16 protein-coding genes and 2 pseudogenes are annotated in these 25,595 nt (G+C 72.8%); 6 read left to right on the forward strand and 12 right to left on the reverse strand.

What is annotated here, in order from left to right:
- Window positions 1-124: 124 nt before the first annotated feature.
- The gene (locus ACZ404_RS15135) at window positions 125-2,743 is read left to right on the forward strand and encodes a glycosyltransferase family 1 protein (protein WP_468439765.1); all 2,619 of its coding nucleotides are present in this window, start codon (window positions 125-127) and stop codon (window positions 2,741-2,743) included.
- A gap of 724 nt (window positions 2,744-3,467) precedes the next feature.
- Here the strand turns inward: ACZ404_RS15135 and ACZ404_RS15140 are convergent.
- Window positions 3,468-4,049, reverse strand: a complete 582-nt coding sequence (locus ACZ404_RS15140) for a TetR/AcrR family transcriptional regulator (RefSeq protein WP_468439767.1) — start codon at window positions 4,047-4,049, stop codon at window positions 3,468-3,470.
- Between the two features lie 74 nt (window positions 4,050-4,123).
- Between ACZ404_RS15140 and ACZ404_RS15145 the strand changes: the two genes are divergently transcribed.
- Window positions 4,124-5,281, forward strand: coding sequence for an FAD-dependent monooxygenase (locus tag ACZ404_RS15145; protein ID WP_468439769.1), 1,158 nt, complete (start codon window positions 4,124-4,126; stop codon window positions 5,279-5,281).
- A gap of 265 nt (window positions 5,282-5,546) precedes the next feature.
- On the opposite strand, the gene ACZ404_RS15150 is transcribed toward ACZ404_RS15145, so the two are convergent.
- The 3 genes from ACZ404_RS15150 to ACZ404_RS15160 form a co-directional block, all read right to left on the reverse strand.
- Window positions 5,547-6,068, reverse strand: a complete 522-nt coding sequence (locus ACZ404_RS15150) for a DUF1990 domain-containing protein (protein ID WP_468439771.1) — start codon at window positions 6,066-6,068, stop codon at window positions 5,547-5,549.
- A gap of 94 nt (window positions 6,069-6,162) precedes the next feature.
- Window positions 6,163-7,818, reverse strand: coding sequence for a M4 family metallopeptidase (locus ACZ404_RS15155; RefSeq protein ID WP_468439772.1), 1,656 nt, complete (start codon window positions 7,816-7,818; stop codon window positions 6,163-6,165).
- A gap of 252 nt (window positions 7,819-8,070) precedes the next feature.
- The gene (locus ACZ404_RS15160; RefSeq protein ID WP_468439774.1) at window positions 8,071-10,110 is read right to left on the reverse strand and encodes a M4 family metallopeptidase; all 2,040 of its coding nucleotides are present in this window, start codon (window positions 10,108-10,110) and stop codon (window positions 8,071-8,073) included.
- A gap of 346 nt (window positions 10,111-10,456) precedes the next feature.
- On the opposite strand from ACZ404_RS15160, the gene ACZ404_RS15165 reads away from it, so the two are divergent.
- Complete coding sequence (locus ACZ404_RS15165) at window positions 10,457-10,954, forward strand: DUF4240 domain-containing protein (protein ID WP_468439776.1); 498 nt, start codon at window positions 10,457-10,459, stop codon at window positions 10,952-10,954.
- On the opposite strand, the gene ACZ404_RS15170 is transcribed toward ACZ404_RS15165, so the two are convergent.
- From ACZ404_RS15170 to ACZ404_RS15180, 3 genes and pseudogenes are all read right to left on the reverse strand, one after another.
- Window positions 10,846-12,669: an ABC transporter ATP-binding protein gene (locus ACZ404_RS15170; protein ID WP_468439778.1), complete on the reverse strand. Its 1,824-nt coding sequence runs from the start codon at window positions 12,667-12,669 to the stop codon at window positions 10,846-10,848. The genes ACZ404_RS15165 and ACZ404_RS15170 overlap by 109 nt on opposite strands.
- A pseudogene (locus ACZ404_RS15175) lies at window positions 12,666-14,380 on the reverse strand (ABC transporter transmembrane domain-containing protein). Before ACZ404_RS15175 ends, ACZ404_RS15170 begins: the two are co-directional and overlap by 4 nt.
- Window positions 14,381-14,475: 95 nt before the next feature.
- Window positions 14,476-14,655: pseudogene (locus ACZ404_RS15180) on the reverse strand (response regulator transcription factor); the annotation flags it as partial.
- A 148-nt stretch (window positions 14,656-14,803) separates the two neighbouring features.
- On the opposite strand from ACZ404_RS15180, the gene ACZ404_RS15185 reads away from it, so the two are divergent.
- A complete protein-coding gene (locus ACZ404_RS15185) occupies window positions 14,804-16,600 on the forward strand; it encodes an ABC transporter ATP-binding protein (protein WP_468439780.1) in 1,797 nt (598 codons plus the stop codon).
- Window positions 16,597-18,459 carry an ABC transporter ATP-binding protein gene (locus ACZ404_RS15190; RefSeq protein WP_468439782.1) on the forward strand — a complete coding sequence of 621 codons (1,863 nt, stop codon included), beginning with the start codon at window positions 16,597-16,599 and terminating at the stop codon, window positions 18,457-18,459. The genes ACZ404_RS15185 and ACZ404_RS15190 overlap by 4 nt, the downstream gene beginning before the upstream one ends.
- 20 nt (window positions 18,460-18,479) lie before the next feature.
- Here the strand turns inward: ACZ404_RS15190 and ACZ404_RS15195 are convergent, their stop codons facing one another.
- The 5 genes from ACZ404_RS15195 to glgX form a co-directional block, all read right to left on the reverse strand.
- Complete coding sequence (locus ACZ404_RS15195) at window positions 18,480-19,727, reverse strand: hypothetical protein (protein ID WP_468439784.1); 1,248 nt, start codon at window positions 19,725-19,727, stop codon at window positions 18,480-18,482.
- Window positions 19,724-20,539: a dolichyl-phosphate beta-glucosyltransferase gene (locus ACZ404_RS15200; RefSeq protein ID WP_468439786.1), complete on the reverse strand. Its 816-nt coding sequence runs from the start codon at window positions 20,537-20,539 to the stop codon at window positions 19,724-19,726. Before ACZ404_RS15200 ends, ACZ404_RS15195 begins: the two co-directional genes overlap by 4 nt.
- A gap of 70 nt (window positions 20,540-20,609) precedes the next feature.
- Window positions 20,610-21,137: a hypothetical protein gene (locus tag ACZ404_RS15205; RefSeq protein ID WP_468439788.1), complete on the reverse strand. Its 528-nt coding sequence runs from the start codon at window positions 21,135-21,137 to the stop codon at window positions 20,610-20,612.
- An 11-nt stretch (window positions 21,138-21,148) separates the two neighbouring features.
- Window positions 21,149-21,655 (reverse strand): SigE family RNA polymerase sigma factor, encoded by a 507-nt coding sequence (locus tag ACZ404_RS15210; protein WP_468439790.1) that lies wholly within the window; start codon window positions 21,653-21,655, stop codon window positions 21,149-21,151.
- Window positions 21,656-21,757: 102 nt separating this feature from the next.
- Window positions 21,758-24,013 (reverse strand): glycogen debranching protein GlgX, encoded by a 2,256-nt coding sequence (gene glgX, locus ACZ404_RS15215; RefSeq protein ID WP_468439792.1) that lies wholly within the window; start codon window positions 24,011-24,013, stop codon window positions 21,758-21,760.
- A 214-nt stretch (window positions 24,014-24,227) separates the two neighbouring features.
- Between glgX and ACZ404_RS15220 the strand changes: the two genes are divergently transcribed.
- On the forward strand, window positions 24,228-25,451 hold the full coding sequence (locus ACZ404_RS15220) for a L,D-transpeptidase (RefSeq protein WP_468439794.1): 1,224 nt from the start codon (window positions 24,228-24,230) through the stop codon (window positions 25,449-25,451).
- Window positions 25,452-25,595: the final 144 nt, after the last annotated feature.

The following is a 25,595-nucleotide window of genomic DNA, read 5'->3' on the forward strand; positions in this document are numbered from 1 at the left end:
CCGTCGCGCCCCGACACCCGCTTCGGGCACCTCCCCACCGACCCCCCGGTAACCACTACCGTCGACAGGGACGACGAGACGTACAGCGCCGTGCGTCTCACCCCGCAACGCGTCGAGGTGGAATGTGAAGGCGATCCGTCGGTTCACCGTCCGTCCCGTTCTCCCCGAACCCCTCCGGCCGCTGAGCGACCTGGCCCGCAATCTGCGCTGGTCCTGGCATGCGGAAACGCGCGACCTGTTCCAGTCCGTCGACCCCGAGGGCTGGGCCGCCGTCAAGGGCGACCCGGTGCGGCTGCTGGGCGGGGTCCGGCCGGCCCGCCTCGCCGAACTGGCCGGGGACCGGCGGTTCCGGCGCCGGCTCACCGCCGTGGCCGACGACCTGAACGACTATCTGACCGGCGACCGCTGGTATCAGGTTCAGGACGCCGGACTCCCCGCCGCCGTCGCCTACTTCTCCCCGGAGTTCGGCATCACCGCCGCACTGCCGCAGTACTCCGGCGGCCTCGGCATCCTCGCGGGCGACCATCTGAAGGCGGCCAGCGACCTCGGGGTCCCGCTGATCGGCGTCGGCCTGCTCTACCGGCACGGGTACTTCCGCCAGACCCTCTCCCGGGACGGTTGGCAGCAGGAGCACTACCCGGTGCTCGACCCCCACGAACTGCCCGTCACCCTGCTGAAGGAGGCCGACGGCACCCCCGCCCGCGTCCTGCTCGCCCTGCCCGGCGGCAAGGCGCTGCACGCCCGGATCTGGCTGGCCCAGGTGGGCCGGGTGCCGCTGCTGATGCTCGACTCCGACGTGGAGGAGAACGACCTCGGCGAACGCGGGGTCACCGACCGGCTCTACGGCGGCGGCAGCGAGCACCGGCTCCTGCAGGAGATGCTGCTCGGGATAGGGGGCGTGCGGGCCGTGCGGACGTACTGCCGGCTCACCGGGCACCCGGAGCCCGAGGTGTTCCACACCAACGAGGGGCACGCCGGCTTCCTCGGCCTGGAGCGGATCGCCGAACTGTGCGCGCGCGGACTGGACTTCGACGCGGCGCTGGAGGCGGTGCGCGGCGGCACGGTGTTCACCACGCACACGCCGGTCCCGGCCGGCATCGACCGCTTCGACCGGGAACTGGTCGCCCGGCACTTCGGGCCCGACGCCGAGCTTCCCGGCATCGAGGTGCAGCGGATCCTGGCGCTCGGGATGGAGACCTACCCCGGCGGCGAGCCCAACCTGTTCAACATGGCCGTGATGGGGCTCCGGCTGGCCCAGCGGGCCAACGGGGTGTCGCTGCTGCACGGACAGGTGAGCCGGGAGATGTTCGCGGGGCTGTGGCCGGGGTTCGACCCGGAGGAGGTGCCGATCACCTCGGTGACCAACGGGGTGCACGCCCCGACCTGGGTGGCCCCGGAGGTCCTCCGGCTCGGCGCCCGGCAGATCGGCGCCCAGCGGGCCGAGGACGCGCTGACCGTCGGCGGCTCCGAGCGCTGGGACTCGGTGGCGGACATCCCGGACCAGGAGATCTGGGAGCTGCGCCGCACCCTGCGCGAACAACTCGTCCTGGAGGTGCGCGACCGCCTGCGCACCTCCTGGCGGCAACGGGGCGCCGGGGACGCCGAATTGGGCTGGATCGACGGGGTGCTGGACCCGGAGGTCCTGACGATCGGCTTCGCCCGCAGGGTCCCGTCCTACAAGCGCCTGACGCTGATGCTGCGCGACCGCGACCGTCTGATGGAACTGCTCCTGCACCCGCAGCGCCCCCTCCAGATCGTCGTCGCGGGCAAGGCGCACCCGGCGGACGACGGCGGCAAGCGCCTGGTCCAGGAACTGGTGCGGTTCGCCGACGACCCGCGGGTCCGCCACCGCATCGTCTTCCTGCCCGACTACGGCATGGCGATGGCCCAGAAGCTCTACCACGGCTGCGACGTCTGGCTGAACAACCCGCTGCGCCCGCTGGAGGCCTGCGGCACGAGCGGGATGAAGGCGGCGCTGAACGGCTGCCTCAACCTCTCGGTGCTGGACGGCTGGTGGGACGAATGGTTCCAGCCGGACTTCGGCTGGGCGATCCCGACGGCGGACGGCGCGGGAACCGACCCCGACCGCCGCGACGACATCGAGGCGGCGGCACTGTACGACTTGCTGGAGCAGCGGGTGACCCCCCGCTTCTACGAGCGCGGACGCGCGGGTCTGCCCGACCGCTGGATCCAGATGGTCCGCCAGACCCTCACCCTGCTGGGCCCCCAGGTGCTGGCCGGCCGCATGGTCCGCGAGTACGTCGACCGCCTCTACGCCCCCGCCGCCCAGTCCCACCGCGCCCTGACCCCGGACACGGCCCGCGACCTGGCCGCGTGGAAGGCCAGGGTGCGGGCGGCCTGGTCCGGCGTGAGCGTCGACCACGTCGAGACGACGGCGACGACGGCCACGGCGGAACTGGGCACGACCGTGGGGCTGCGCGTCCGGGTCGGCCTGGGCGAGCTGACCACCGACGACGTCGAGGTCCAGGCGGTCTCCGGCCGCGTCGACGCGCAGGACCGCATCACCGACGCGACGGTGGTCCCGCTGAAGCCGACGGGCGCCCCCGACCTGGAGGGCCGCCTGCTCTACGAGGGCCCCATGTCCCTCGACCGCACCGGCCCCTACGGCTACACGGTCCGCATCCTCCCCTCACACCCCCTCCTCACCTCCGCCGCAGAACTGGGCCTGGTCACGGTGCCACCGGAGGAGGTGGTGGAAGGGGCGGGGGTGCTACTGCGCTGACACCCGACCCGTCAGGCGCTACCGGAGCCGCACAAAATCCCCGGCCGACACGACCCGAGCGGTCGTCACCGTGCCGGGGAAGTACCAACGCCAACTGCCGCCCGACAGGGCCGTAACCTTGGCACCGAGCTTCCCGGCGCCACCTGTCCGTACCGCCTTCGCTCAGTTGTCTCCGTCGTTCGTACGGCCTCCTTCAGAAACGGAAGTCCTCGTTGCCGACCGATTCGCTTTCTCATGAGGGGTCACCACAGACAACTGCTCCGAGCCTTCCCCTCTCCTTTGACCGGAGCTTCCGGCCATGGCGATACGGTGTCGGCCATTCCCGGCTCATTCTGCGAAGCGTCGAACCAGCTTCCGTGAGCGAGGTTATCGAGGTGACGTTCTACGGCGTGGTCGGAATGAAGCTGAAAATGGTGTACAGGCCGCTCACTCTTGCCATTGCCGAGCCGTTGCAGGTCGAAGAGATGCTGAGGTTCTCCGGTGTACCAGAAGCTCACGCCTCGCGGGTCCGTTGCTTGGCGTTGAAGTCGGACCACGGCGACGGGCTCGTGGCGTGTCGCAGTTACGACATCTGGTCACGTCCCAGGGACTCGGACTGTGCCGGGTCGGGAGTCGCACATCGGGATTCCGTGCTGATTTCCAAAGGGTAACGAGGAGCTTCGACAGCGGGGCTCGCGTCATGGTGTTGCCTGTGCGGAGCGCACCGCCGCTTCATGGCCGACCCTCAGGTCGGGGCCGAGGTGGTCGGTCCGCGCAGGGCGGCGGTCACCAGGCCTTCGAGGGCTTCGCGTGGTACGGCTCCTCCAGTGACGAGCCCGTCGAAGACCAGTCCGTCGATGCAGGTCAGCAGGGTGTGGGTGCGGTTCTCGACGTCCGTTACGCCTTGGCCGGCGAGGAAGAGGCGGACGGCTTCGCGGCCGGCGTTCTCGCGGGGGACGAGGATCTCGCGCAGTTCCGGGTCGCGGACGCTCTCGACGGCGCAGGCATAGCGGGCGAGGGAGCGGCGGCGGCCCTCGCCGGTGAGTCGCTGCCGGGTGAGCAGCGCGATGCCGTCCACCAGTTCCTCGGCCGTGCGGAGGGGTGGGAACTGCTCTGCCGTCGCCTGCAGTTCCGCCTGGTCGAGCTGGACAAGGCGGGTGACGAGTCCGGTGAGCAGTGCGGCTCGGGTGCGGAAGTACGCCGACGTGGTGCCGGGCGGCATGGCCGCTCTGCGGTCGACCGCGCGGTGGGTCAGGCCGCGCATCCCCTCGTCGGCGAGTACGGCGAGAGCTGCGTCCGCGAGAAGGGTGCGCCGATCCGAAGCCATGGCTCCTTTCTACACCTGTAGAGCTTCAGGTAGTGTCGTTCTTCTACAGGTGTAGAAAGAGGCGGGGGTTCGGCATGGGGAACACGGCAGTGGTCGTCGGAGGGGGGATCGGAGGGCTGGCCGCCGCGATCGGTCTGCACCGCATCGGCTGGCAGGTGACGGTGCTCGAGCGCGCGTCCGTGCTCGACGACGCGGGAGCGGGCATCTCGCTGGCCGCCAACGGCCTTCGGGCACTGGACGAACTCGGCGTGGGCGAGGCGGTGCGGGCGGCCTCGCGGGGTCAGTACAGCGGCGGCACCCGCACGCCGGCGGGTGCTTGGCTGGCCCGGATGGACGGCGCGGCGCTGGAGAGGGCGGTCGGCACGCCGATCATGGGCATCCCGCGCTCCACCCTGCACCAGCTGCTTCGCGAGTCGCTGCCCGCCGGGGCACTGCAGCTCGGCTCCGAGGCCGGCTCGGTCCAGCAGATCGGCCCCGGGAAGGTGCGTGTCGGTTGCGGTGACACGATGCTGGACGCCGCACTGGTGGTGGCGGCGGACGGAATCGGCAGCAAGGTGCGCGGCCTGCTCTTCCCGGCCCACCCCGGCCCCGTCCACAGCGGCTCCACGGTGCTGCGCGCCGTGACGGAGCAACCGGTCGACGTGCCCGGCGACTTCGAGCTGACCTGGGGGCGGGGCGCCGAGTTCGGGCACATCGCCTTCCGGGACGGGCGGGCCGAGTGGCACGCCGTGCTCAACCTCCCCGCCGGGACACGCTTCGCCGATCCGCTGACCGAACTGCGCCGACGGTTCCACGACTGGCACGAGCCGATCCCCGCGCTGCTCGACGCGACCCGGCCCGGCGCCGTGCTGCACCACGACGTCAACGAACTCCGCACCCCGCTCGCCTCGTACACGGCCGGCCGCATCGCACTGCTCGGCGACGCGGCGCACGCGATGACACCCCACCTCGGGCAGGGCGCCTGCCAGGCGCTGGAGGACGCGGTCACCCTGGCCGCCGCGCTCGCCGACGAGCCCACCGTCGAAGCGGCGCTGGTCCGCTACGACACCGAGCGACGACCGCGCAGCCAGGCTGTCGTCCGGGCCGCCCGGCAGGCGGGGCGAATGGGACAGCGACTTTCCCATCCCCTGGCCGTCGCCCTGCGCAACACGGCGATGCGACTCACACCCTCCCGCGCCACCGTGCGCATGATCCTCCGCCACCACGACTGGACCCCACCTCGGCTGCGCTGACCCGGCCTGGTCGCGCGCGGACGTCCGGTGGAGGACGTGCACGATGTGACCCGTGGAGGTCCATGGGCCCCATGGAGGACGAAGCGGTCGACCAAGTGCTGAGGCGCTGGAAGGCGAGCCGTGAGTGCGGCGGCGGGGTCGTCTTCGCGTGGCCGGACCTCGTACTCGTGCCCGAGCCCGGGGTGCCCGCCATGGTGGCGGCGCTTCGCGAGATCGTCGCGGCAGGGCCACAGGAGACGCTGCAGCCCCCGACCGGCCCGGAGGGTCAGTCCCCCTCCTGCCCGGTGCACAGGCGTCGCAGTACCGTTCCGCAGCGGCGCGCGTACGCGTGCTGCAGGCCCCGGGTCGCCGCTCCGCCCGCGCGGGCGTACCACTTGGTGGGGCGGCTGAAGGCGGCGACCGTGAGCCAGACCGTGCCGTCGCCCGTGCGGTCGACGACGAAGGCCTCCTCGCCGCATTCGGGGTGGCCCTGGAGGGTGCCGTAGGCCCAGCCGGCGCGGCGGTGGTCCTCGGTGGTCCACACGATGCGGCAGGGCGCCTTGATCAGGCCGGCCAGGGTGACGGTGACGTCGACGCCGGGGGCCGCCCGGTCGGCGGTGGCGTCGATGCCGACGCCCATCGCCCGGTGCATCTCCCAGGTGAGGACCGCCTCGGCGGCCCGGTGGAAGACCTGCTCGCCCTCGCCGAGGCGGGTGCGGACGAGCATGGGGTGGAAGCCGGGCGGGCAGAAGGTGAGGTCGTCGCGGGTCGCGCCGACCGGCTCGTAGGTGAAGGGCGCCGGGGACATGGGTCACAAGGGTAGGGCGGCACCCGGGGAGTCCTCCGCCCGGGTGCCGCCCCAGTCCGCGGCTTGCCTTTTCGTCCTGGTTGTCCTGCCGGTCCTAGTTGACGTTGACCGCCGACCAGGCGGCCGCCACCGTCTGGTACTCGGTGCTGGAGGAGCCGTACAGCGCGGACGCCGCGTTCAGGGTCGCCGTGCGGGCGGCCTTGTAGTTGGTCGTCGACGTCATGTACGACGTCAGCGCCTTGTACCAGATCTGCAGCGCCTTGGCGCGGCCGATGCCGGTGACCGTGGAGCCGTTGTACGTCGGGGAGTTGTACGACACCCCGTTGATCGTCTTCGCGCCGCTGCCCTCGGACAGCAGGTAGAAGAAGTGGTTGGCGACGCCGGACGAGTAGTGGACGTCCTTGGTGCCGACCGAGGAGGACCAGTAGTCCGCCGAGCCGCCGTCCTTGCTGGGCTTGTCCATGTAGCGCAGCGGGGTGCCGTCGCCGTTGATGTCGATCTTCTCGCCGATGAGGTAGTCGCCCTTGTCGGAGGCGTTGTTCGCGAAGAACTCCACGCCGGTGCCGAAGATGTCGGAGGTGGCCTCGTTCAGGCCGCCGGACTCACCGGAGTAGTTCAGGCCCGCGGTGTTCGCGGTGACGCCGTGGCTCATCTCGTGGCCGGCCACGTCCAGCGAGGTCAGCGGGCTGACGTTGCCCTCGCCGTCGCCGTAGGTCATGCAGAAGCAGCTGTCGTCCCAGAAGGCGTTCACGTACGAGTTGCCGTAGTGGACGCGCGAGTAGGCGCCGACGCCGTTGTTCTTGATGCCGCTGCGGCCGAAGGTGCTCTTGTAGAAGTCCCAGGTCTCCTGCGCGCCGTAGGCGGCGTCGGCCGCCGCCGTCTGGTCGGTGGAGGAGCTGGAGGCGCTGCCGGTGCCCCACACGTTGTCGGAGTCGGTGAACAGCGAGCCGGTGCCCGAGGTCCGGTGGGCCAGGTTGTACGTCTTGTGGCCGCCGCGCGTGGTGTCGTACAGCTGGTACGTCGAGCCCGACAGGGTGGTGTTCAGGCTGACGGTGCCGGAGTACAGCGTCTTGCCGGTGCCGGTCGCGTTCTCGATGCCCTGGTACTCGAAGAGCTTCTTGCCGGTGGCGGCGTCGGTGATGACGTGCAGCTGGTTCGGGGTGCCGTCGTCCTGGAGGCCGCCGACGACCGTCTCGTAGGCGAGGACGGGCTTGCCGGAGCCGGCCCAGATGACCTTGCGGGCGCCGTCCGCCGAGGTCTTGGCGGAGCCGAGGGTCTTGGCGGCGCCCACGGCCTGCTTCTCGGCCTTGGCGGCGGTGATCTGGGGCTTGAGCGAGGCCACCTTGATGGCCGACTTGGCCGCCTTGGTGACGCCCTCCGTCCTGCCGGACTTGGCGGTGTGGACGATCAGGTCGCCGCCGAGGACGGGCAGCCCGGCGTAGGTGCGCTCGTAGCGGGTGTGGAGCGTGCCGTCGGCGTCCTTGACGACGTCCTTGACGACGAGCTTCTCCTTGGCGCCGAGGCCTATGGACCGGGCGGTCTCGGACGCCCCGGCCTCGGCCTTCTGGATCAGGGAGGTGCGCGCAGCGGCGGACAGCGCGGTCGGCGCGGCGGCCAGGGGCTTGGCGGACTCCGCGGGGGTCTGGGCGGAGGCACTGGTGGTCAGACCGGTGGAGAGGAGGGCTCCGGCGGCGACAGCGGTGGCGATGGCCAGAGTGGTGCGCTTGTGACGCGCGTAGAGGGGGCTCACAGAAGCTCCTTCTTGTGGGGGAGTCCGGTCAGCGTGGGGTTACTGCCCGGAGCATGTGGCGTTGTGAAGTTGCGGTGCTGCTGCGGCGGGTGGAGAGAGAGTGACATCAAGGGCGTGCACATGTCAGGACCCTGATGTGATGTTGACCGAAAGTCGACTGACCGGTGAACGTTTCACGTGTGTAACAAGGCGCCGCCCGGGACGAGGTGCACCCCCGGGCGGCGCTCTGTTGCCGGGCCGGCGGCCTGCGTTCTACGGGAACGTCAGCTTCCAGTCGTTGAGCGTGCCCGTGTCGTACCTGGCCTGATCCTGCACCTTCAGCTTCCAGGTGCCGTTGGCCGGTTCGGAGGACGCGTTGACCGTGTAGGTCTCGTTGACGTTGTCCGCCGAGTCCGAGGACGAGAAGTTCTTCAGCCGGTACGCGGTGCCCGACGGACCGATGAGGTCGATCACCAGGTCGCCCCGCCAGGTGTGCGAGATGTCCACGCTCACCTGGAGGTTGCTCGGCGCGTTTCCGCTTCTGCCGGAGACGGTGATGTTCGAGGTGACGGCGGGCCCGTTGTCCGGAATCGACAGCGGGGTGTTGTTCTCGTACGACGTTCCGCCGCCGCCCCCGCCGCCGGAGCGGGAGCCGACCTTCACGGCCGCCCAGGCGTCCTGCACCGCCTTGTACTCGGCGCTCGAGGTGCCGTACAGCTCACCGGCCGCCGCCAGGGTGCCGGTGCGGGCGCCCGCGTAGTTGGTGGTGGAGGTGAACTTGGTGGTGAGCGCCCGGTACCAGATCTGCAGCGCCTTGTCCCGGCCGATGCCGGTGACCGGAAGCCCGTCCGCGGTCGGTGAGTTGTAGCTCACGCCGTTGATGACCTTGGCGCCGCTGCCCTCGGACAGCAGGTAGAAGAAGTGGTTGGCGATGCCCGAGGAGTAGTGCACGTCGAGGTTGCCGACGCCCGAGTACCAGGAGTCGGCGGAGCCGCCGTCCTTGCTGGGCTTGTCCATGTAGCGCAGCGGGGTGCCGTCGCCGTTGATGTCGATCTTCTCGCCGATGAGGTAGTCGCCGACGTCCGAGGAGTTGTTGGCGTAGAACTCCACGCCGGTGCCGAAGATGTCGGAGGTGGCCTCGTTCAGGCCGCCCGACTCGTCGGAGTACTCCAGGCCGGCGGTGTTGGAGGTGACGCCGTGGCTCATCTCGTGCCCCGCGACGTCCAGCGAGGTCAGCGGGTCGGCGTTGCCGGAGCCGTCGCCGTAGGTCATGCAGAAGCAGCTGTCGTCCCAGAAGGCGTTCACGTACGAGTTGCCGTAGTGGACGCGGGAGTAGGCGCCGACGCCGTTGTTCTTGATGCCGCTGCGGCCGAAGGTGTTCTTGTAGAAGTCCCAGGTGACCGCCGCGCCGTAGTGCGCGTCCGCGCCCGCGGTGGCGGCGTTGGACGTGGTGCCGTTGCCCCAGGTGTCGCTGGACTGGGAGAACAGGGTGCCGGTGCCCGAGCTGCCGTGGTTCAGGTTGTACGTCTTGTGGCCGCCGCGCGCCCCGTCGTTCAGCGTGTACGTCGAGCCCGACTGGGTCGTGGTCAGCGTCACCTGGCCGCTGTACTGGGTGTTGCCGATGCCGGTGCGGATGCCCTGGTACTCGAAGAGCTTCTTGCCGGTGGCGGCGTCGGTGATGACGTGCAACTGGTTCGGGGTGCCGTCGTCCTGGAGGCCGCCGACGACCGTCTCGTAGGCGAGGACCGGCTTGCCGCTCGCCGCCCAGATCACCTTGCGCACGCTGTCCGCGGCCGACTTGGTGCTGCCGAGGGCCCGGGCGCGCCGCACGGCCTGCCTCTCGGCGGCGGCCTTCGTGACGGCGGGGGTGAGCCCGGCGACGTTCAGGGTGGCGTTGCTCGCCTTGATGACGCGCTTGGTGGCACCGGACCCGGTGGTGTCGACGACGAGGTCGCCCCCGAGGACGGGCAGACCCGCGTAGGTGCGCTCGTAGCGGGTGTGGAGGGTGCCGTCGGCGTCCTTGACGACGTCCCGGACGGCCAGCTTCTCCTTGCTGCCGAGGCCGAGGGACCGCGCCGTCGCGGCCTTCTCGGCGTCCGCGTGGCGCAGCAGTTCGGCGCGCTGCGAGGGGGAGAGGCGGAGGGCCGCGTGGGCGGGATCGACCTGGCCCGCCTTGGGCGCGGTGGCCGGGGTGGCGTGGGCGGCGCCCGCCTGGACGGCTGCGGCGATCAGCGCGGCGACGCCGGCGAGGGCGACGGTGGCGGTGCGGCGGTGCGGGGTGTGGGAGGTGCGTCTGCGAGAGGTGCTGCTCACACTGACTCCTTCTGCGTGACCGCGGGGTGCGCGGCCAGGGGAGACCGGACGGTGGGTGACGTCCGGGCAGAACAGGGGTGGTGCGCGAACCACGTGCAGGTGCGGAACCGGTCCGACGCGGAGCGTGCGAAATCTGTGGGGTCGCTGTGCGTCGGCCGTGGGAAGAGTGACAGGTGATCAGCGCACCTGTCAGGACCGCGTCAGAAACTTGGCCGGAAATGGTCCGTTGTCCGGATGCTCATGTTCGCTATCCGGACAGCTGGCCGAACTGCGCCACCCCGGCCTCCGCACCGCGTCAGCGCCCCGCCCCCGTGCCCTGTCAGTGCCGTGGGGCAGGCTGTCCGCCGTGAACGAGGACTCCTTCTGGCGGCTGATCGAGACATGCGGCGACGGCACGCCCGACCCCGAGGCGCACCGGCTCGCCCCGGCCCTGACCGCCCGGCTGTCCGCGGGCCCGCTCGCGACGGTCATCGGCTTCGCCGAGCAACTGGCCTGGGCGCTCCACCGGCTGGACCGACGGGAGTACGGCGAGGGCCTGTCGGGGGACGCGTTCCTGTACACGCGCGCCGCGGTCGTGGCGGCGGGGCGCGCGGAGTACGAGGCCGTGCTGGGCGACCCCGCGCGCTTCGTCCCCCATGCCACCGGCCCGGTGTGGGCGGAGCGGCTGCTGTACGTGCCCGACCGGGCGTACGAGCGGCTCACCGGGGAGGAGTGGACGCGTGGGACGCGCTACTCCTACGAGTCCCACTCCAACATCGAGGGCTGGGCGGACCCGGGGAACGACAGGTCCTCAGGCGCCTCCCCGGGTGCGTCCCCGTGCCAGGTGCGCCACAGGGACGCGTAGGCCCCGCCCGCTGCGACCAGGGAGTCGTGGGTGCCCAGTTCGGTCAGCCGGCCGTTCTGCATGACCGCCACGCGGTCCGCGTCGTGGGCGGTGTGCAGCCGGTGGGCGATGGCGATCACCGTGCGGGACTCCAGGACGGCCGCCAGGGCACGTTCGGTGTGGCGGGCCGTGGTGGGGTCGAGGAGGGCGGTGGCCTCGTCGAGGATGAGGGTGTGCGGGTCGGCCAGCACCACCCGGGCCAGCGCGAGTTGCTGGGCCTGCGAGCCGTCGGTGGGGTGGCCGCCCGGGCCGAGCAAGGTGTCCAGGCAGGACGGCAGGGCGCGGACCCAGTCGTCGGCGCCCACGGCCGCCAGCGCGTTCCACAGATCGGCGTCCGTAGCCGCCGGTTCGGCGATGCGGAGGTTGTCGCGGACCGAGCCGAGGAACACGTGGTGCTCCTGGGTGACCAGCACCACCTGCCGGCGCAGGCGCTCGGGTTCCAGCGACGCGATCGGCACGCCGCCCACCGTCACCGTGCCCGACCCCGGTGAGTCGATGCCCGCGAGAAGCCTGCTGAGTGTGGTCTTGCCCGCGCCCGACGGCCCGACCACGGCCAGCCGCTCCCCGGGCCGTACCGTCAGGTCCACCCCGCTCAGCACCTCGCCGCCGCGCTCGTAGGCGTACCGCACCCCGCGCACGTCGATCCGGTCGTCCGCCGGCTCCGGACAGGCGCCCTCCGCGTCCGCGCGCGGCGCCTGCGCCAGCCCCTCGACCCGGGCGAACGAGGCACCGCTGCTCTGCAGGTGCTCCACCCGCATCAGGATCTGGTCCAGCGGCTCGGTGAACTGCCGCAGGTACAGCGCGGCGGCCACCACCGCGCCCACGCCCACCGCCCCCCGCTCGTGCAGCCACCCACCGGCCAGCAGCACGCCCACCACCGGCACGGTGTACGTCACCTCGACCGCCGGGAAGAACACCGACCGCAGGCGCAGCGTGTAGAAGCGCGTGCGCCGCGACCGCTCCAGCGCGTCCCGGCCGGCCCCGATCCGCCGCGCCTGCAGCCGGAACGCCTCCACCGTCCGCGCCCCGGCCGCCGTGGCCGCCACGATCTCGGCGACCTCGGAGGTGGCCGCGCCCTCGGCGAGGTACCCGTCCCGGGCCCGGCGCAGATACCAGCGCAGCGCCGGCCAGATCGGCATCAGGCCCAGCACCCCGAACAGGCCCAGCAGCGGATTCAGCGCGAACACCGCGCCGAGCACGAACAGCGCCTGCACGGTGCACACCAGCAGCTCCGGGCCGACGTCACGCAGCGTGATGCCCACGGTCGCCACGTCGGCCGTGCCGCGCGCGGTCAGGTCACCGGTGCCGGCCCGCTCCACCGTCGACGCGGGCAGCGCCAGCACCCGGTCGACGTAGCTCTCGCGCACCCGGGCCAGCGTCCGCTCCCCGAACCGGTGCCCCACGTACCGCGCCCAGCGGGCCAGCAGCAGCTGGGCCAGCGCGCACAGCAGGATCCACAGTGCCAGCCGGTCCACCGCCCCGGTCCCGTGCCCGGCCCGCACCTCGTCGACGATCCGCCCGACCAGCCACGGCCCGGCCAGCCCCGCCCCGGCCGCCAGCGCGTTGAGCACCAGCGTGCCGGCGAACGCCCGCCCGTCGGCCCGCACCAGCCCCACGGTGGCCCGCCGCACCCCGGCCCGGTCCGCGACCGGCAGCAGCCCCTCACCCGTCGTCACCGCACGACCTCCTCGGCGTCCTCGGCGTCGCGGGCCACCAGGGCCCGGTATCCCGGCTCTCGGCGAGCAGCCGCCGGTGCGGACCGCTCGCCGCGACCTTGCCGTCGACGAGGAACAGCACCGTGTCCGCGCGGTCCAGCACCAGCGGCGAGGTGCTCGTCACCACCGTCGTACGGTCCTGTCGCGCTGCGCGCAGCCGTTCGGCGACCGTCGCCTCGGTGTGCGCGTCCAGCGCCGAGGTCGGTTCGACGGCGAGCAGCACCTCGGGGTCGGCCAGCAGCGCCCGCACCAGCCGGACCCGCTGCCGCTGCCCTCCGGAGAGGCTGCGGCCCTGCCCGGCGACGGCCGAGTCCAGCCCGTCCGGCAGCCCGCGGACGACGTCGTCGGCGGCGGCCGCGTGCACCGCCCGGCCGAGCGCGGCCTCGTCGGCCGGATGCGCGGCGGCCACGACCTCCCTGAGCGGCCCGGCGAACAGGTCCGCCTCGTTGTCCGCGACCAGGATGCGGGCCCGCACGTCGGCCAGCGGCACGGCGTCCAGCCGTACCCCGCCCCAGGTCGCGTCCGTGGCGCCGTACCGGCCGAGGCGGTCGACGACGGCGGCGGCCTCGGCGGGCCGGGCGGCGGCGAGCGCGACGAGCCGCCCCGGCGCCACCCGCACCCCGGACACCGGATCACACAGCTCGGCGGCCCCGGCCGGCGCCGGCAGCGTGCCCTCGTCGGGCTCCGGCTCCAGCCGCAGCAGCCCTACGACGCGGCGGGCGGCCACCACGCCCCGGTTCAGGTCGTAGGCCATCTGCACGAAGAACGCCACCGGACCGATCAGCACCGCCACATAGCCGTAGACGGCCACCAACTGGCCGACACTGATGCTGCCTTCGGCGGTCAGCCGGGCCGCGAGCCAGGTCACCACGGCCAGGAACAGCGTGGGCAGGCCCACCCCGAGCGCCTGCACCCAGCTCGCCACCGCGCCCACCCGGTACCCCTGCGCGCGCAGCCGCTGCGAGTCCGCCCGGAAGGCGTCGGCGAACAGCCCCTTGCCGCCGAGCCCGTTGAGCACGCGCAGCCCGCCCGCGAGGTCCCCGATCCGGGCCGCGAGCACCCCCTGCCGCTCCCGGTACTCGCTCTCCGCGCCCTGCAGCCGCAGCGTCAGCGGACCGGTGAGCAGCGCGATCACCGGCACCCCGAGCAGCACCACCGCGGCGAGCGGCGCCGAGATCGCCAGCAGCAGCCCGGCCACCACCAGGTAGACCACGACCGAACCCACCCCGGGCCCGACCACGGTCAGCGCCAGCGCCAGGGTCTGCACGTCACCCACCCCGATGGTGACGACCTCGCCCGCGCCGGTCCGCCGCGCCAGCACCGCCCCGAGCCGCGTCGCATGGCCCACCACCAGCTTGACCGTGCGGAAGTTGGCGTCCATCCGCACCCGGGTCATGGTGCGGTGCCGCATGATGCTCAGCCAGGCGTTCAGCGACCCGAGGGCGAACATCGCGGCCGTCCACGCGGCCAGCACCCCCATGCGGCCCGGCATCAGCCCGTCGTCCACGGCCCGCGCCATCATGTACGGCTGCGCGGCCAGCAGCACCATCCACACGCTGCCCAGCAACGCCCCGGCCACCGCCCGCCCCGGCTGCCGCAGCACCAGCCACCACAGGAACCGCCAGCCGCCCCGCGTGTCGGGCTCCCCCGGATCCTCGTACGCGTCGATCATCCACTCCTCGATCCGCTCGCCCCGCCGGGACGTTGCGACGGTATCGAGAGCGGGGAGGGCCGCTCCATCCAATAAAGCGGCAGGTGCCGACTCCGTCAGCCGAGGATTCCCCGGTCGTACGCCGTCGCCACCGCCGCCGCACGGTCGCTGACGCCCAGTTTGGCGTACGGGTGGGTGAGGTGGGTCTTCACCGTGGCCTCGCTGATGAACAGTTCGCGCGCGATCTCCCGGTTCGACGTGCTCTTGGCGACGAGGGCCGGCACCTCGCCGGTCCGCTCGGGACGGCATCGTCCGATCGGTTGATGCCGGGGTACGACTGCCCTGCCCGGTTCCTCGAACGCGCAGGTCGTAGGACCAGCGACCGACCCCTGTCCGGCCGAAACTCGGTGGGCGATGTCAGTGCCGGTCCGTAGGCTCGCGATGATGCCCACGACACGTGCAACCACCGAGGACCGCTCCGCCGTCCGCACCCTGCTGCGGCTGTGGCCGTACGTCCGTCCCGTGCGGGCCCGGCTGTTCACGGCCGCGTTCGTCGCGATCATCGCCTCCTGCGCGGGGCTGGTGATCCCGCTCGTCCTGAAGTGGATGGTCGACGGACCGGTCGCCGACCGGGACCCGGCGGGGGTCCGGCTCGGCGCGCTCTGCCTGCTGCTGCTCGGCATCGCCGAGGCGGTCCTGTTCGGCATACGGCGCTGGCTGGTCGCCCGCCCGCTGTCGCACGTCGAGGCGGAGATGCGGGCGGCCCTGTACCGCCGGCTGCAGCGGCTGCCGGTGTCCTTCCACGACCGGTGGGCCTCGGGCCAGCTGCTCTCCCGGGCCACTACCGACCTGATGCTGCTGCGCATGTTCCTCGCCTTCCCGCTGACCTTCCTGCTGGTCAACGGGGTGACGATCACCGTCGGCGTGGTGATCATGCTGATGCAGGACTGGGTGCTCGGGCTGGTCGTCCTCGGGCCCGCCGTGCCGGTGCTGTGGACCTGCGTGGTCTTCGAGCGGCGCTACGCCGAGGCGGCGCGGCGCGCCCAGGACCAGGTCGGGGACCTGACGACGGTCGTCGAGGAGAGCGTGCTCGGCATCCGCATCATCAAGGGGTTCGGCCGGCACCGCAGCCAGGCCCGGGCGTTCCGCGACCTGTCGGGCGCGCTGCGCGGCACCGAACTGCGCAAGGCGCGGCTGCTCGCGGTCATCTGGGGCGTCATCGTCACCCTCCCCGAGGTGGCGATCGGGGCGGCGCTGGTGCTGGGCGCGTACCGGGTGGCCGAGGGGCAGCTGTCCGCCGGCACGCTCGTCGCCTTCCTGAGCACGGCGCTGGCGCTGCGCTGGCCGGTGGACTCCATCGGCTTCCTGCTGGCGATGAGCCAGGAGGCGGCGACGGCCACGGAACGCTACTTCGAGGTGATGGACGAGGAGCCGGAGGACGTGGCCGCGGGCAGTCGTGCCGCCGGTGCGGCGCCCGGCACCGACGCCGGGCTCCGCTTCCACGACGTCCGGTTCCGCTACCCCGACGCCCCACCCGACTCCCCGCCCCTCCTCCACGGCATCGACCTGCACATCCGCCCCGGCGAGTCCATGGCCCTCGTCGGCGCCACCGGCAGCGGGAAGACGACGCTCACCGCCCTCGTCCCCCGGCTGTACGAGGTCTCCTCCGGCCGCATCACCCTGGACGGGGTCGACATCACCGCCATGTCACTCGAGGAACTGCGCGAGCAGGTCGCCGTCGCCTTCGAGGAACCCACCCTCTTCTCCGCGAGCGTCGGCGAGAACGTGCTGATGGGCGCCTCGGACGGGGCCGGCGAGGCGGAGCTGGGCCGCGCCCTCGCCATCGCCCAGGCCGAGTTCGCGCACGCGCTCCCGCAGGGCACCGCCACCCAGGTCGGCGAGCAGGGCCTGAGCCTGTCCGGCGGGCAGCGCCAGCGCCTCGCACTGGCCCGCGCGGTCGTCGGCCGGCCGCGCTTCCTCGTGCTGGACGACCCGCTGTCCGCCCTGGACGTGCACACGGAGGCCGCCGTGGAGGCCGCGCTGCGCCAGGTCCTCGCGGACACCACCGCGCTGATCGTGGCCCACCGCCCGTCCACGGTGCTGCTGGCGGACCGCGTCGCGCTGCTGTCCGGCGGCCGGATCGCCGCCGTCGGCACCCACCAGGAACTGCTGCGCGCCAACCCCGAGTACGCGCACCTGATGTCCGGGGAAGAGGCCGGGGAACGGGAGGACCACCGATGACCACCACGACGACCGCCGCCCCGGTAACCGAGGAAGACGACTTTCCGCGCCCGCCGGGCACCGGCGACGGCGACTCCTTCGACCGTGACGTCCTGCCCACCCCGCCCGGCGCCACGGCGGGCCTGCTGCGCTCGCTGCTCGCCCCCATGAGGGGCCGCGTCACCGTCACCACGGTCCTGCTGCTCCTGCAGCAGGCGGCGGTGCAGGCGGGCCCGCTGCTGGTGGCGTACGCCATCGACAACGCCGTACCGGCGCTCCGGCACCGGGACCACGGGCCGCTGATCGCCGTGGCCGTCGGTTATCTGCTGTGCGCGCTGCTCTCCGGCGGGCTGCAGTTCCTGTTCATCGAGGCCTCCGCCCGGGTCAGCCAGGACGTGCTGCTGGACCTGCGCGGCCGGATCTTCCGGCACGCCCAGGCGCTGAGCATCGACTTCCACGAGCGATACACGAGCGGCCGCCTGATCTCCCGCTCCACCACCGACGTCGAGTCGCTGCGCGAGCTCCTGGAGGAGGGGCTGCAGGAGCTGGTGACCGTCGTGCTGTCCTTCGTCTACATCTCGGCGATGCTGCTGTGGCTGGATCTCGGCCTGGGGGCGGTCGCGGTGGCCTCCTTCGTGCCGCTGTACCTGCTGGTGCGGGTCTACCAGCGGCGCGCGGGGCGGGTGTACCGGGCGCGGTCCACGGCGATCGCGGCGGTCATCGTGAAGTTCGTCGAGACGATGAACGGCATCCGGCCGGTACGGGCCTTCCGCCGGGAGGCCGCGAACGACGCCGAGTTCGCCGTGCTGAACCAGCGGCACGAGCGGACCAACGGCAACGCGCTGCTGGAGATGGCCCGGTACGTGGTCGGTTCCCGGCTGGTGGCCAACGCGGCGGTCGCCGGGATCGTGCTGTGGGGCGCCTACCGGGTGGCGTCCGGCTCGCTGGAGCTGGGGGTGCTGGCGGCGGCGGTGCTGTACCTGCGCCGGCTGTACGACCCGATCGACCGGCTCGGCATGTTCCTGAACTCCTACCAGTCGGCGGCCGCCTCCCTGGAGAAGATCGCCGGGCTGCTGGCGCAGACGCCGTCCGTGCCGGAACCGGCCCGGCCGCGCGAACTCCCGCCGCTGCGCGGTGAGTTCCCGGGCCGCGAGGTCGTCTTCGACCAGGTCCGCTTCGCCTACCGCACCGGCGGCGAGGTGCTGCCGCGCTTCGACCTGACCCTGCCGGCCGGGCAGACCGTCGCCGTCGTCGGCTCCACGGGCGCCGGCAAGTCGACCCTGGCCAAGCTGCTCGCCCGCTTCTACGACCCCACCGAAGGACGCGTGCTGCTGGACGGCGTCGACCTGCGCGAGCTGGCGACGCCCGAGCTGCGGCGCGGGGTGGTCATGGTGACCCAGGAGGCGTTCCTGTTCTCCGGCACGGTCGCGGACAACATCGCGATCGGCCGGCCCGAGGCCACCCGGGAGGAGATCGAACAGGCGGCGAAGGCGATCGGAGCGCACGAGTTCATCGCCGCCCTGCCCGACGGGTACGACACGGACGTCCGCAAGCGCGGCGGCCGCATCTCGGCCGGGCAGCGCCAACTCGTCGCGTTCGCCCGGGCGTTGCTCGCCGACCCGGCGGTGCTGATCCTGGACGAGGCGACCAGCTCGCTGGACGTCCCGGGGGAGCGGGCCGTGCAGCGGGCGATGTCGACCGTGCTGCGGGGCCGTACGGCGGTGGTGATCGCCCACCGGCTGTCCACGGTGGAGATCGCCGACCGGGTCCTGGTCATGGAGCACGGCCGCATCGTCGAGGACGGCCGCCCGGACGAACTCGTCGAGGGCACCGGCAGGTTCGCCGACCTGCACCGCGCGTGGCGGGACAGCCTGGCGTAGGAGGCCCCCGGGAGCCGGGCCTACGGCACCCCCAGCTCGAACAGGACGTATCCCGCGTACGACCCGGAGGCCAGGGCCGCGATGCCCAGCACCGTGCCCTGGACCGGCAGGGACAGCCGGCGCATCGCGACCGCCAGGGGGAGGAAGAGCGGGAAGCAGGGCAGCAGATAGCGCGAGACGTTGGCGAAGATCTGCTGGCTGCCCAGGACCAGGGCCAGGGTCAGCACGGTGTGCACGACCAGCACCAGCGGGGGCCGCAGCCGGAACAGCAGCGGCAGCAGCACGAGGGCCAGCAGCACCACCCCCACCCCGACGACGTCCGCGAAGGGCCAGGCGAACAGGTAGGTGTTGTGGCCCACGGGCACGGACGTGAGCACGTCCAGGGTCTGCCTGCCGTAGTCGAACTCGTGCGCCCACGCACCCGACTGGAGCTTGAAGTAGCCGCCGTAGTCACCCATCCGGTGTCCCACCCACCCCAGGTAGCCGAGCAGCCCGAGCGGGGCCAGGGCCATGGCGAGCAGCGGGCGCAGGACGCCGTCGCGGCGGTCCCGCAGCGCCGGCAGGGCGGCGATGCCGAGCGCGGCGATCAGCGCGGCGGCCGTGGGCCGGTTGAGGCCGGCCGCGAAGGTGACGACGCCCGCGGTGAGCCAGCGCCGGGTCATGACGGCGTAGCAGGCCCACACGGCGAGGGCGACGTAGAGCGAGTCGGAGTAGACCGCCCACTCCACGCCGGAGCCGGGCCAGACCGCCCACAGCCCGGCGGCCGCGAGCCCGGCCCGCCGGCCGCCGAACCACTCCGCGACGGCGTAGATCCCGAGGGCCGCGGCGAAGGAGGCGAGGACGGACACCAGCAGGCCGGCGCCGTACGAGCCCAGGCCGGTGACCTCGGACGTCAGCCGCATCAGCGCCGGATACAGCGGGAAGAACGCCGCCGAGTTGCCCTCCAGGGTGATCATGCCGGTGGCGCCGGGCACGGGGACGAGTTTGGGGTCGTAGCCGTGCAGCGCGACCTGCTGGTACCACCACCCGTCCCAGGTGGCCAGCACGTCCCACACGTGCGCCCCGCCGCCGAAGCGCGGGTCCTTGCCGCGGAAGTCCCCGGCCGAGTCCAGCAGGTACAGGAAGGAGCAGAAACCGGCGAGCTTCAGGGCGCCGTAGAAGGCGAGCACCGGGCCGTGCCGGCGCAGCGCGGCGCTCAGGCGTCCGGGCGGTCCGGGCGCGCCCTCCTCGGGGGCCGCCTCCGGGTCGAGGTCCAGGGCCGTGGTCATACGTCAGCCGGTCCCGTCGTACGGCGGCGGCCCGCGTCCCGGCGCATCCGGGCGATCCCGCGCAGGTCGGCCAGCGCGGTGGCGAGCAGGTCGACCCGGCTGTCGGGGTCGTCCACCCAGTCCACCGGCACCTCGTGGATGCGCAGCCCCGCCCGCTCGGCCAGCACCAGCAACTCGGTGTCGAAGAACCACTCCCCGTCCCGCACCAGCGGCAGCAGCCGCTCGGCGACATCGCGCCGCACCGCCTTGAACCCGCACTGCGCGTCGGAGAAGCCGACGGCGAGCGTGCAGCGCAGCAGGACGTTGTAGCAGCGCGAGATGATCTCCCGCTTCGGGCCACGCACCACCCGGGAGCCGGGCGCCAGCCGGGTGCCGACGGCGAGGTCGGAGTGGCCCGAGATCAGCGGCGCGACCAGCGGCAGCAGGGCGGCGAGCCCGGTGGACAGATCCACGTCGGTGTACGCCAGCACGGGCGCCCGCGAGGTGGACCAGACAGCCCGCAGCGCCCGCCCGCGCCCCTTCTCGGGCAGCCGGGTCCACTCCACCTCGGCCAGCTCCCGCGCGAGCCGGGCGGCGATGCGCGCGGTGCCGTCGGTGCTGGCGTTGTCGGCGACGGTGATCCGGAACGGGTAGGGGAAGGTGTCCCGCAGATGCGCGTGCAGCCGCCGGACGTTCGGCTCCAGGGCCTTCTCCTCGTTGAACACCGGCACGGCCAGGTCCAGGACGGGCTCCTCGTGCGGGGCCGGGAGCGGCGCGTGCCGGGGCAGGGGTGTCCTGGCCGGACCGGTCCGGCGGGATCGGAGTTTTATCACGTAAGTCCCTTGTGTTCTCTGGTCGGAGGCGTGCCGCAGGCGCCCTCGGGCGTGCGGCGGCGGCCGGTGGTCAGCCGGCCGTGCCCGCCACCGAGGTGGGCGTGGACGAGGAGACGCCGGGCGGCGTCGCGGAGTCGGTGGCCGGCGGGGAGGTGGTGGCACGGCCTCCGGGGGTGGCGGTCGCCGTGTCGGTGGGGGGCGGCGGCTGTGACGTCCCGGGGCTGCCGGGTGTCGTGGGCGGGACGGAGGTCTCCCTCGTGCCGCCCGGGTTCGGGAGCCGGGTGGTCGCGGTGGAACCGGGCGTCGGGCCGGAGGTGTCGTCCGGCGTCGGGGACGTGCTCGGGGCGGGAGCCGGGCTGATGACGGGCCGCGGATGCGGGGCGCTCGGCCGGTCGTCGGCCGGCGCGTGCGGCCACAGCAGCAGCCCCAGCCCGACCCCGGCGACCGCCAGCACCGACCCGGCGGCCCGGCGGACGGCGCGCACCCGGCGCCGGGCGCGCACCCCCGCGTACAGCCGCTCCCGCTGCCCGGGCTCGAACGCGGCCGGTTCCCGGGTGCCGTGCATCAGCCGCGTGAGCTGCCGTTCGAAGTGGTCCATGGCTTCTTCCCTCACCCCACCGGCTCGATGACGTCGGCCAGCAACCGGCGCAGCCGGGCCACCCCGCGCGCGGCATGGGACCGGGCGGTACCCACCGGGCAGCCCAGGGTCTCGGCGACCTGCCGGTCGGGCAGGTCCTGGTAGTAGCGCAGTACGACGGCGGCCCGCTGCTGCGGGGTCAGCTGCGCCAGCGCCGCCTCCAGCCGGGAGCGCTCGGCGACGGTCGCCGACACGTCACCGGCCGCCGCCACCTCGGGCAGCTCCTCCACGGGCCGCTCGCCCCACCAGCGCCGGCGGGCCGAGCGGGCCGCGGCCCGGGCCAGCACCGTGCGCACATACGCCTCCGGCGCCTCGTCGGCGACCTTCGGCCAGACGAACCACAGCTTGACCAAGGAGTCCTGCAACAGGTCCTCGGCCCGATGCCGATCCCCTCCGGTGAGCAGACGGGCCAGATGGAACAACACCGACCAGCGGGCCGCCACGAACGCGTCGTACTCACCGGCCCGAGCCTGCTCCATTCCCACGGTCCCCGTTCTCGCCGGCTGTCCACACCAGGAGAAAGGCCCTGGACCCCCGTCCGCGCTGCACTCGCCGGACGTGATCCGCGTCACGTAGGGGGGTCACGCGGCGTCGGCGACCCGGAGCAGCAGCACACTGCGTGCCGGGACGGTGATCTGCGTGCCCGCCGGATGGACCGTTCCCGGCGCCTCGGCCTGCTCCTCCCGGGAGGTGTCGACCACGACCTCGTAGCGCTCGGCCCACGGCGCGCCCGGCAGCACGAACGCGGTCGGGCGCTCGCCCGCGTGCAGGACGGCGAGGAAGCTGTCGTCCAGGACCGGCGCGCCCCGCTCGTCACGGCCCGGTATGTCCCGACCCGACAGATACATGCCAAGCGTGGCGGCGGGGGCGTACCAGTCTCCCTCGGTCATCTCCGCGCCCCTGGAGGTGAACCACGCCAGGTCGCGCAGCCCGTCCGCCGAGTGCGCGCGGCCCGAGAAGAAGGCGCGCCGGCGCAGCACCGGATGCCGGTGGCGCAGGGCGATCAGCCGCGAGGTCAGGTCGAACAGCGGACGCCAGGCCGGGTCGTCCAGCAGCGACCAGTCCAGCCAGCCGATCTCGTTGTCCTGGCAGTAGGCGTTGTTGTTGCCGCCCTGGGTGCGGCCGAGCTCGTCGCCGGCGACCAGCATGGGCACGCCCGTGGACAGCAGGAGCGTCGTCAGCAGGTTCCTGAGCTGCCGGCGCCGCAGAGCCCGTACCCGCTCGTCCGCGGTCTCGCCCTCCGCCCCGCAGTTCCAGGACCGGTTGTCGTCGGTGCCGTCCCGGTTGTCCTCGCCGTTGGCCTCGTTGTGCTTGCGCTCGTACGACACCAGGTCGCGCAGCGTGAAACCGTCGTGCGCGGTGACGAAGTTGACGGAGGCGTAGGGACGGCGGCCGCCCCAGGCGTACAGGTCGCTGGAGCCCGACAGCCGGTAACCCATCTCCCGCACGTCGGGCAGGGCGTGCCGCCAGAAGTCCCGGACGGCGTTGCGGTACCGGTCGTTCCACTCCGTCCACAGCGGCGGGAAGGCGCCCACCTGGTAGCCGCCCGAGCCGATGTCCCAGGGCTCGGCGATCAGCTTCACCCGGCGCAGCACCGGGTCCTGGGCGATGACCGCCAGAAAGGGCGAGAGCATGTCGACGTCGTGCATCGAGCGGGCCAGCGCGGCCGCGAGGTCGAACCGGAAGCCGTCCACGCCCATCTCGGTGACCCAGTAGCGCAGCGAGTCCGTGATCAGGCGCAGCACCTGCGGCTGCACGACGTGCAGCGTGTTGCCGCAGCCGGTGTAGTCCGCGTACCGGCGGGCGTCGTGCTGGAGGCGGTAGTAGCCGCGGTTGTCGATGCCCTTCAGCGAGAGCGTGGGCCCCAGTTCGCCCGCCTCGGCCGTGTGGTTGTAGACCACGTCGAGGACGACCTCGATGCCCGCCGCGTGCAGCGCCCGCACCATCCGCTTGAACTCGCCGACCTGCTGGCCCGTCGTCCCCGAGGCCGCGTAGCCGGCGTGCGGGGCGAAGTAGCCGATGGAGTTGTACCCCCAGTAGTTGCGCAGCCCCCGGCGCAGCAGATGGTCCTCGTGCGCGAACTGGTGGACGGGCAGCAGCTCCACCGCCGTCACGCCCAGCTTCACCAGGTGCTCCACGGCGGCCGGGTGGGCGAGACCCGCGTACGTGCCGCGCAGCTCCTCGGGGACGCCCGGGTGCAGCTTGGTGAACCCGCGCACATGCAGCTCGTAGATCACCGAGTCCGCCCACGGCGTCTTCGGGCGGCGGTCGTCGGACCAGTCGTCGTCATCGTGCACGACCACGCCCTTGGGCACGAACGGCGCCGAGTCCCGGTCGTCGCGCACGGTGTCGGCCACCTGCTGCTGCGGCCAGTCCCGCACATGCCCGTACACCTCCGGAGGCAGCCCGAACTCCCCGTCCACCGCCCGCGCGTAGGGGTCGAGGAGCAGCTTCGCCGGATTCCAGCGGGCCCCGGTCCACGGGTCCCAGCGGCCCTGGACCCGGTAGCCGTAGCGCTGCCCGGGCATCACGCCCGGCACGAAGCCGTGCCAGATCTCGTGCGTCAGTTCGGTCAGCGGAACCTGGGTCTCCCGGCCCCGCTCGTCGAACAGGCACACCCGGACCCCCTCCGCCCCGGCCGCCCACAGCGCGAAGTTGGTGCCCGCGACCCCGTCCGGACCCACCCGGAACCGGGCCCCCAGCGGGGTCGGCGCCCCCGGCCACACCGGCGGGGACGGCACCGCGGCGCGCCGGGCGCCGTTCACCGCGGCCGCCGGATGCCCGCTCCCGGCGGTACCGCCCGCGGCCCGTGCCCGCTGCTCGGCTGCGCTCGTCACCAGTCGGCCCCTCTTTCAGTGGCTCGCCCGCGGGGCGCACTCGGCCGTGCCGAACGGCCGGGCGCGCCCCGGCACGCCCGGCCGCCCGGTCCGGCCGCGCCCGACGGCTCCGACGCGGGCGCGGCTCCCCTTCTGGTCGTCCTCCCCAGTGTTCTGCCCAGCCCGGGGGTCGCACTCACGTTTCCCCGGGGCGGGCCCGGTCGTTGAGACCCACGTGAGGCACGTACAAGGGCGCGCACGGCGCGCGGGGGCCGCGCTGGCCGCGGTACTGACATGGGCGGGACTGCTGGCCGGCTGCACCGCGGGCGGCTCCGGCGGACTGGACATCGACCGGGTCCTCGGCAAGCACCCGGCCGCCGAGGACGCCATCCGGATCACCCCGGACGACGGCAGCAAGGCCGTCAGACCCGGCGAGCGGCTGCGGGTGCGGGTGCCGGACGGGCGGCTGGAGAAGGTGACCGTCGTCGCCTCCCAGGACGCCCAGGACACCCCGGTCCCCGGGCACATCAGCGCCGACGGGCTGAGCTGGGAACCGGACGCCGGGAAGCTGGCGCTCGCGGCCAAGTACACCGTCGACGCGGTCGCCCTCGACTCCCACGGCCGCCGCTCGGCGCGGCACACCACCTTCACCACCTACGTCCCCGAGCAGCGGTTCATCGCCTACGTCACGCCGGAGAACCGCTCCACCGTCGGCACGGGCATGATCGTCTCGCTCGCCTTCAGCCAGGAGATCGCGGACCGCGCCGCCGTGGAACGCGCCGTACGCGTCACCGCCCGGCCCGCCGTGGAGATCCGCCCGCACTGGTTCGGCAAGAACCGCCTGGACTTCCGCCCCGAGCACTACTGGAAGCCCGGCACCGAGGTCACCGTCGACCTCGGCCTCAGGGACGTCGAGGGCGCGCCCGGCATCTACGGCCTGCAGTCCAAGACCTTCACCTTCACCGTAGGCCGCAGCCAGGTGTCCGTGGTCGACGCGGCCCGGCACATGATGGAGGTGCGGCGCGACGGACAGCTCCTCGCCACCGTGCCCATCACCGCGGGCGCCCCGAAGCATCCCACGTACAACGGGAAGATGGTGGTGATGGACATGCTCGAGGTCACCCGCATGAACAGCCGCACCGTCGGCTTCGGCGGCGAGTACGACATCCCCGACGTCCCGCACGCCATGCGGCTCACCGACTCCGGCACCTTCCTGCACGGCAACTACTGGTCGCCGGACGCCCCGGGGCACGTCAACGTCAGCCACGGCTGCGTGGGCCTGAGGGACGACAAGGGCGGCGGCTCGGACACCCCGGCGGGCTGGTTCTTCGACCGCAGTCTGGTCGGTGACGTGGTGGAGGTCGTGAACAGCAAGGACAAAACGGTTTCTCCCGACAATGGCCTCGGCGGGTGGAACATGGCCTGGAAGGCATGGAAAGCGGGCAGCGCGGTGAAGTAACCAGGTGAGGGCGGGGTTGAGGGGGTCACGGCGACAGGTTGAAGTTGCGACGGAACGGTGACATTCACCTGACACCGTGCTCAAAACCCGCCGGTTAATATGCGCGCACCAGTGTGGTGGGGGAGCAGGTCTGACCTGGTCCTG

Source organism: Streptomyces sp. NPDC030798 (assembly GCF_055572275.1).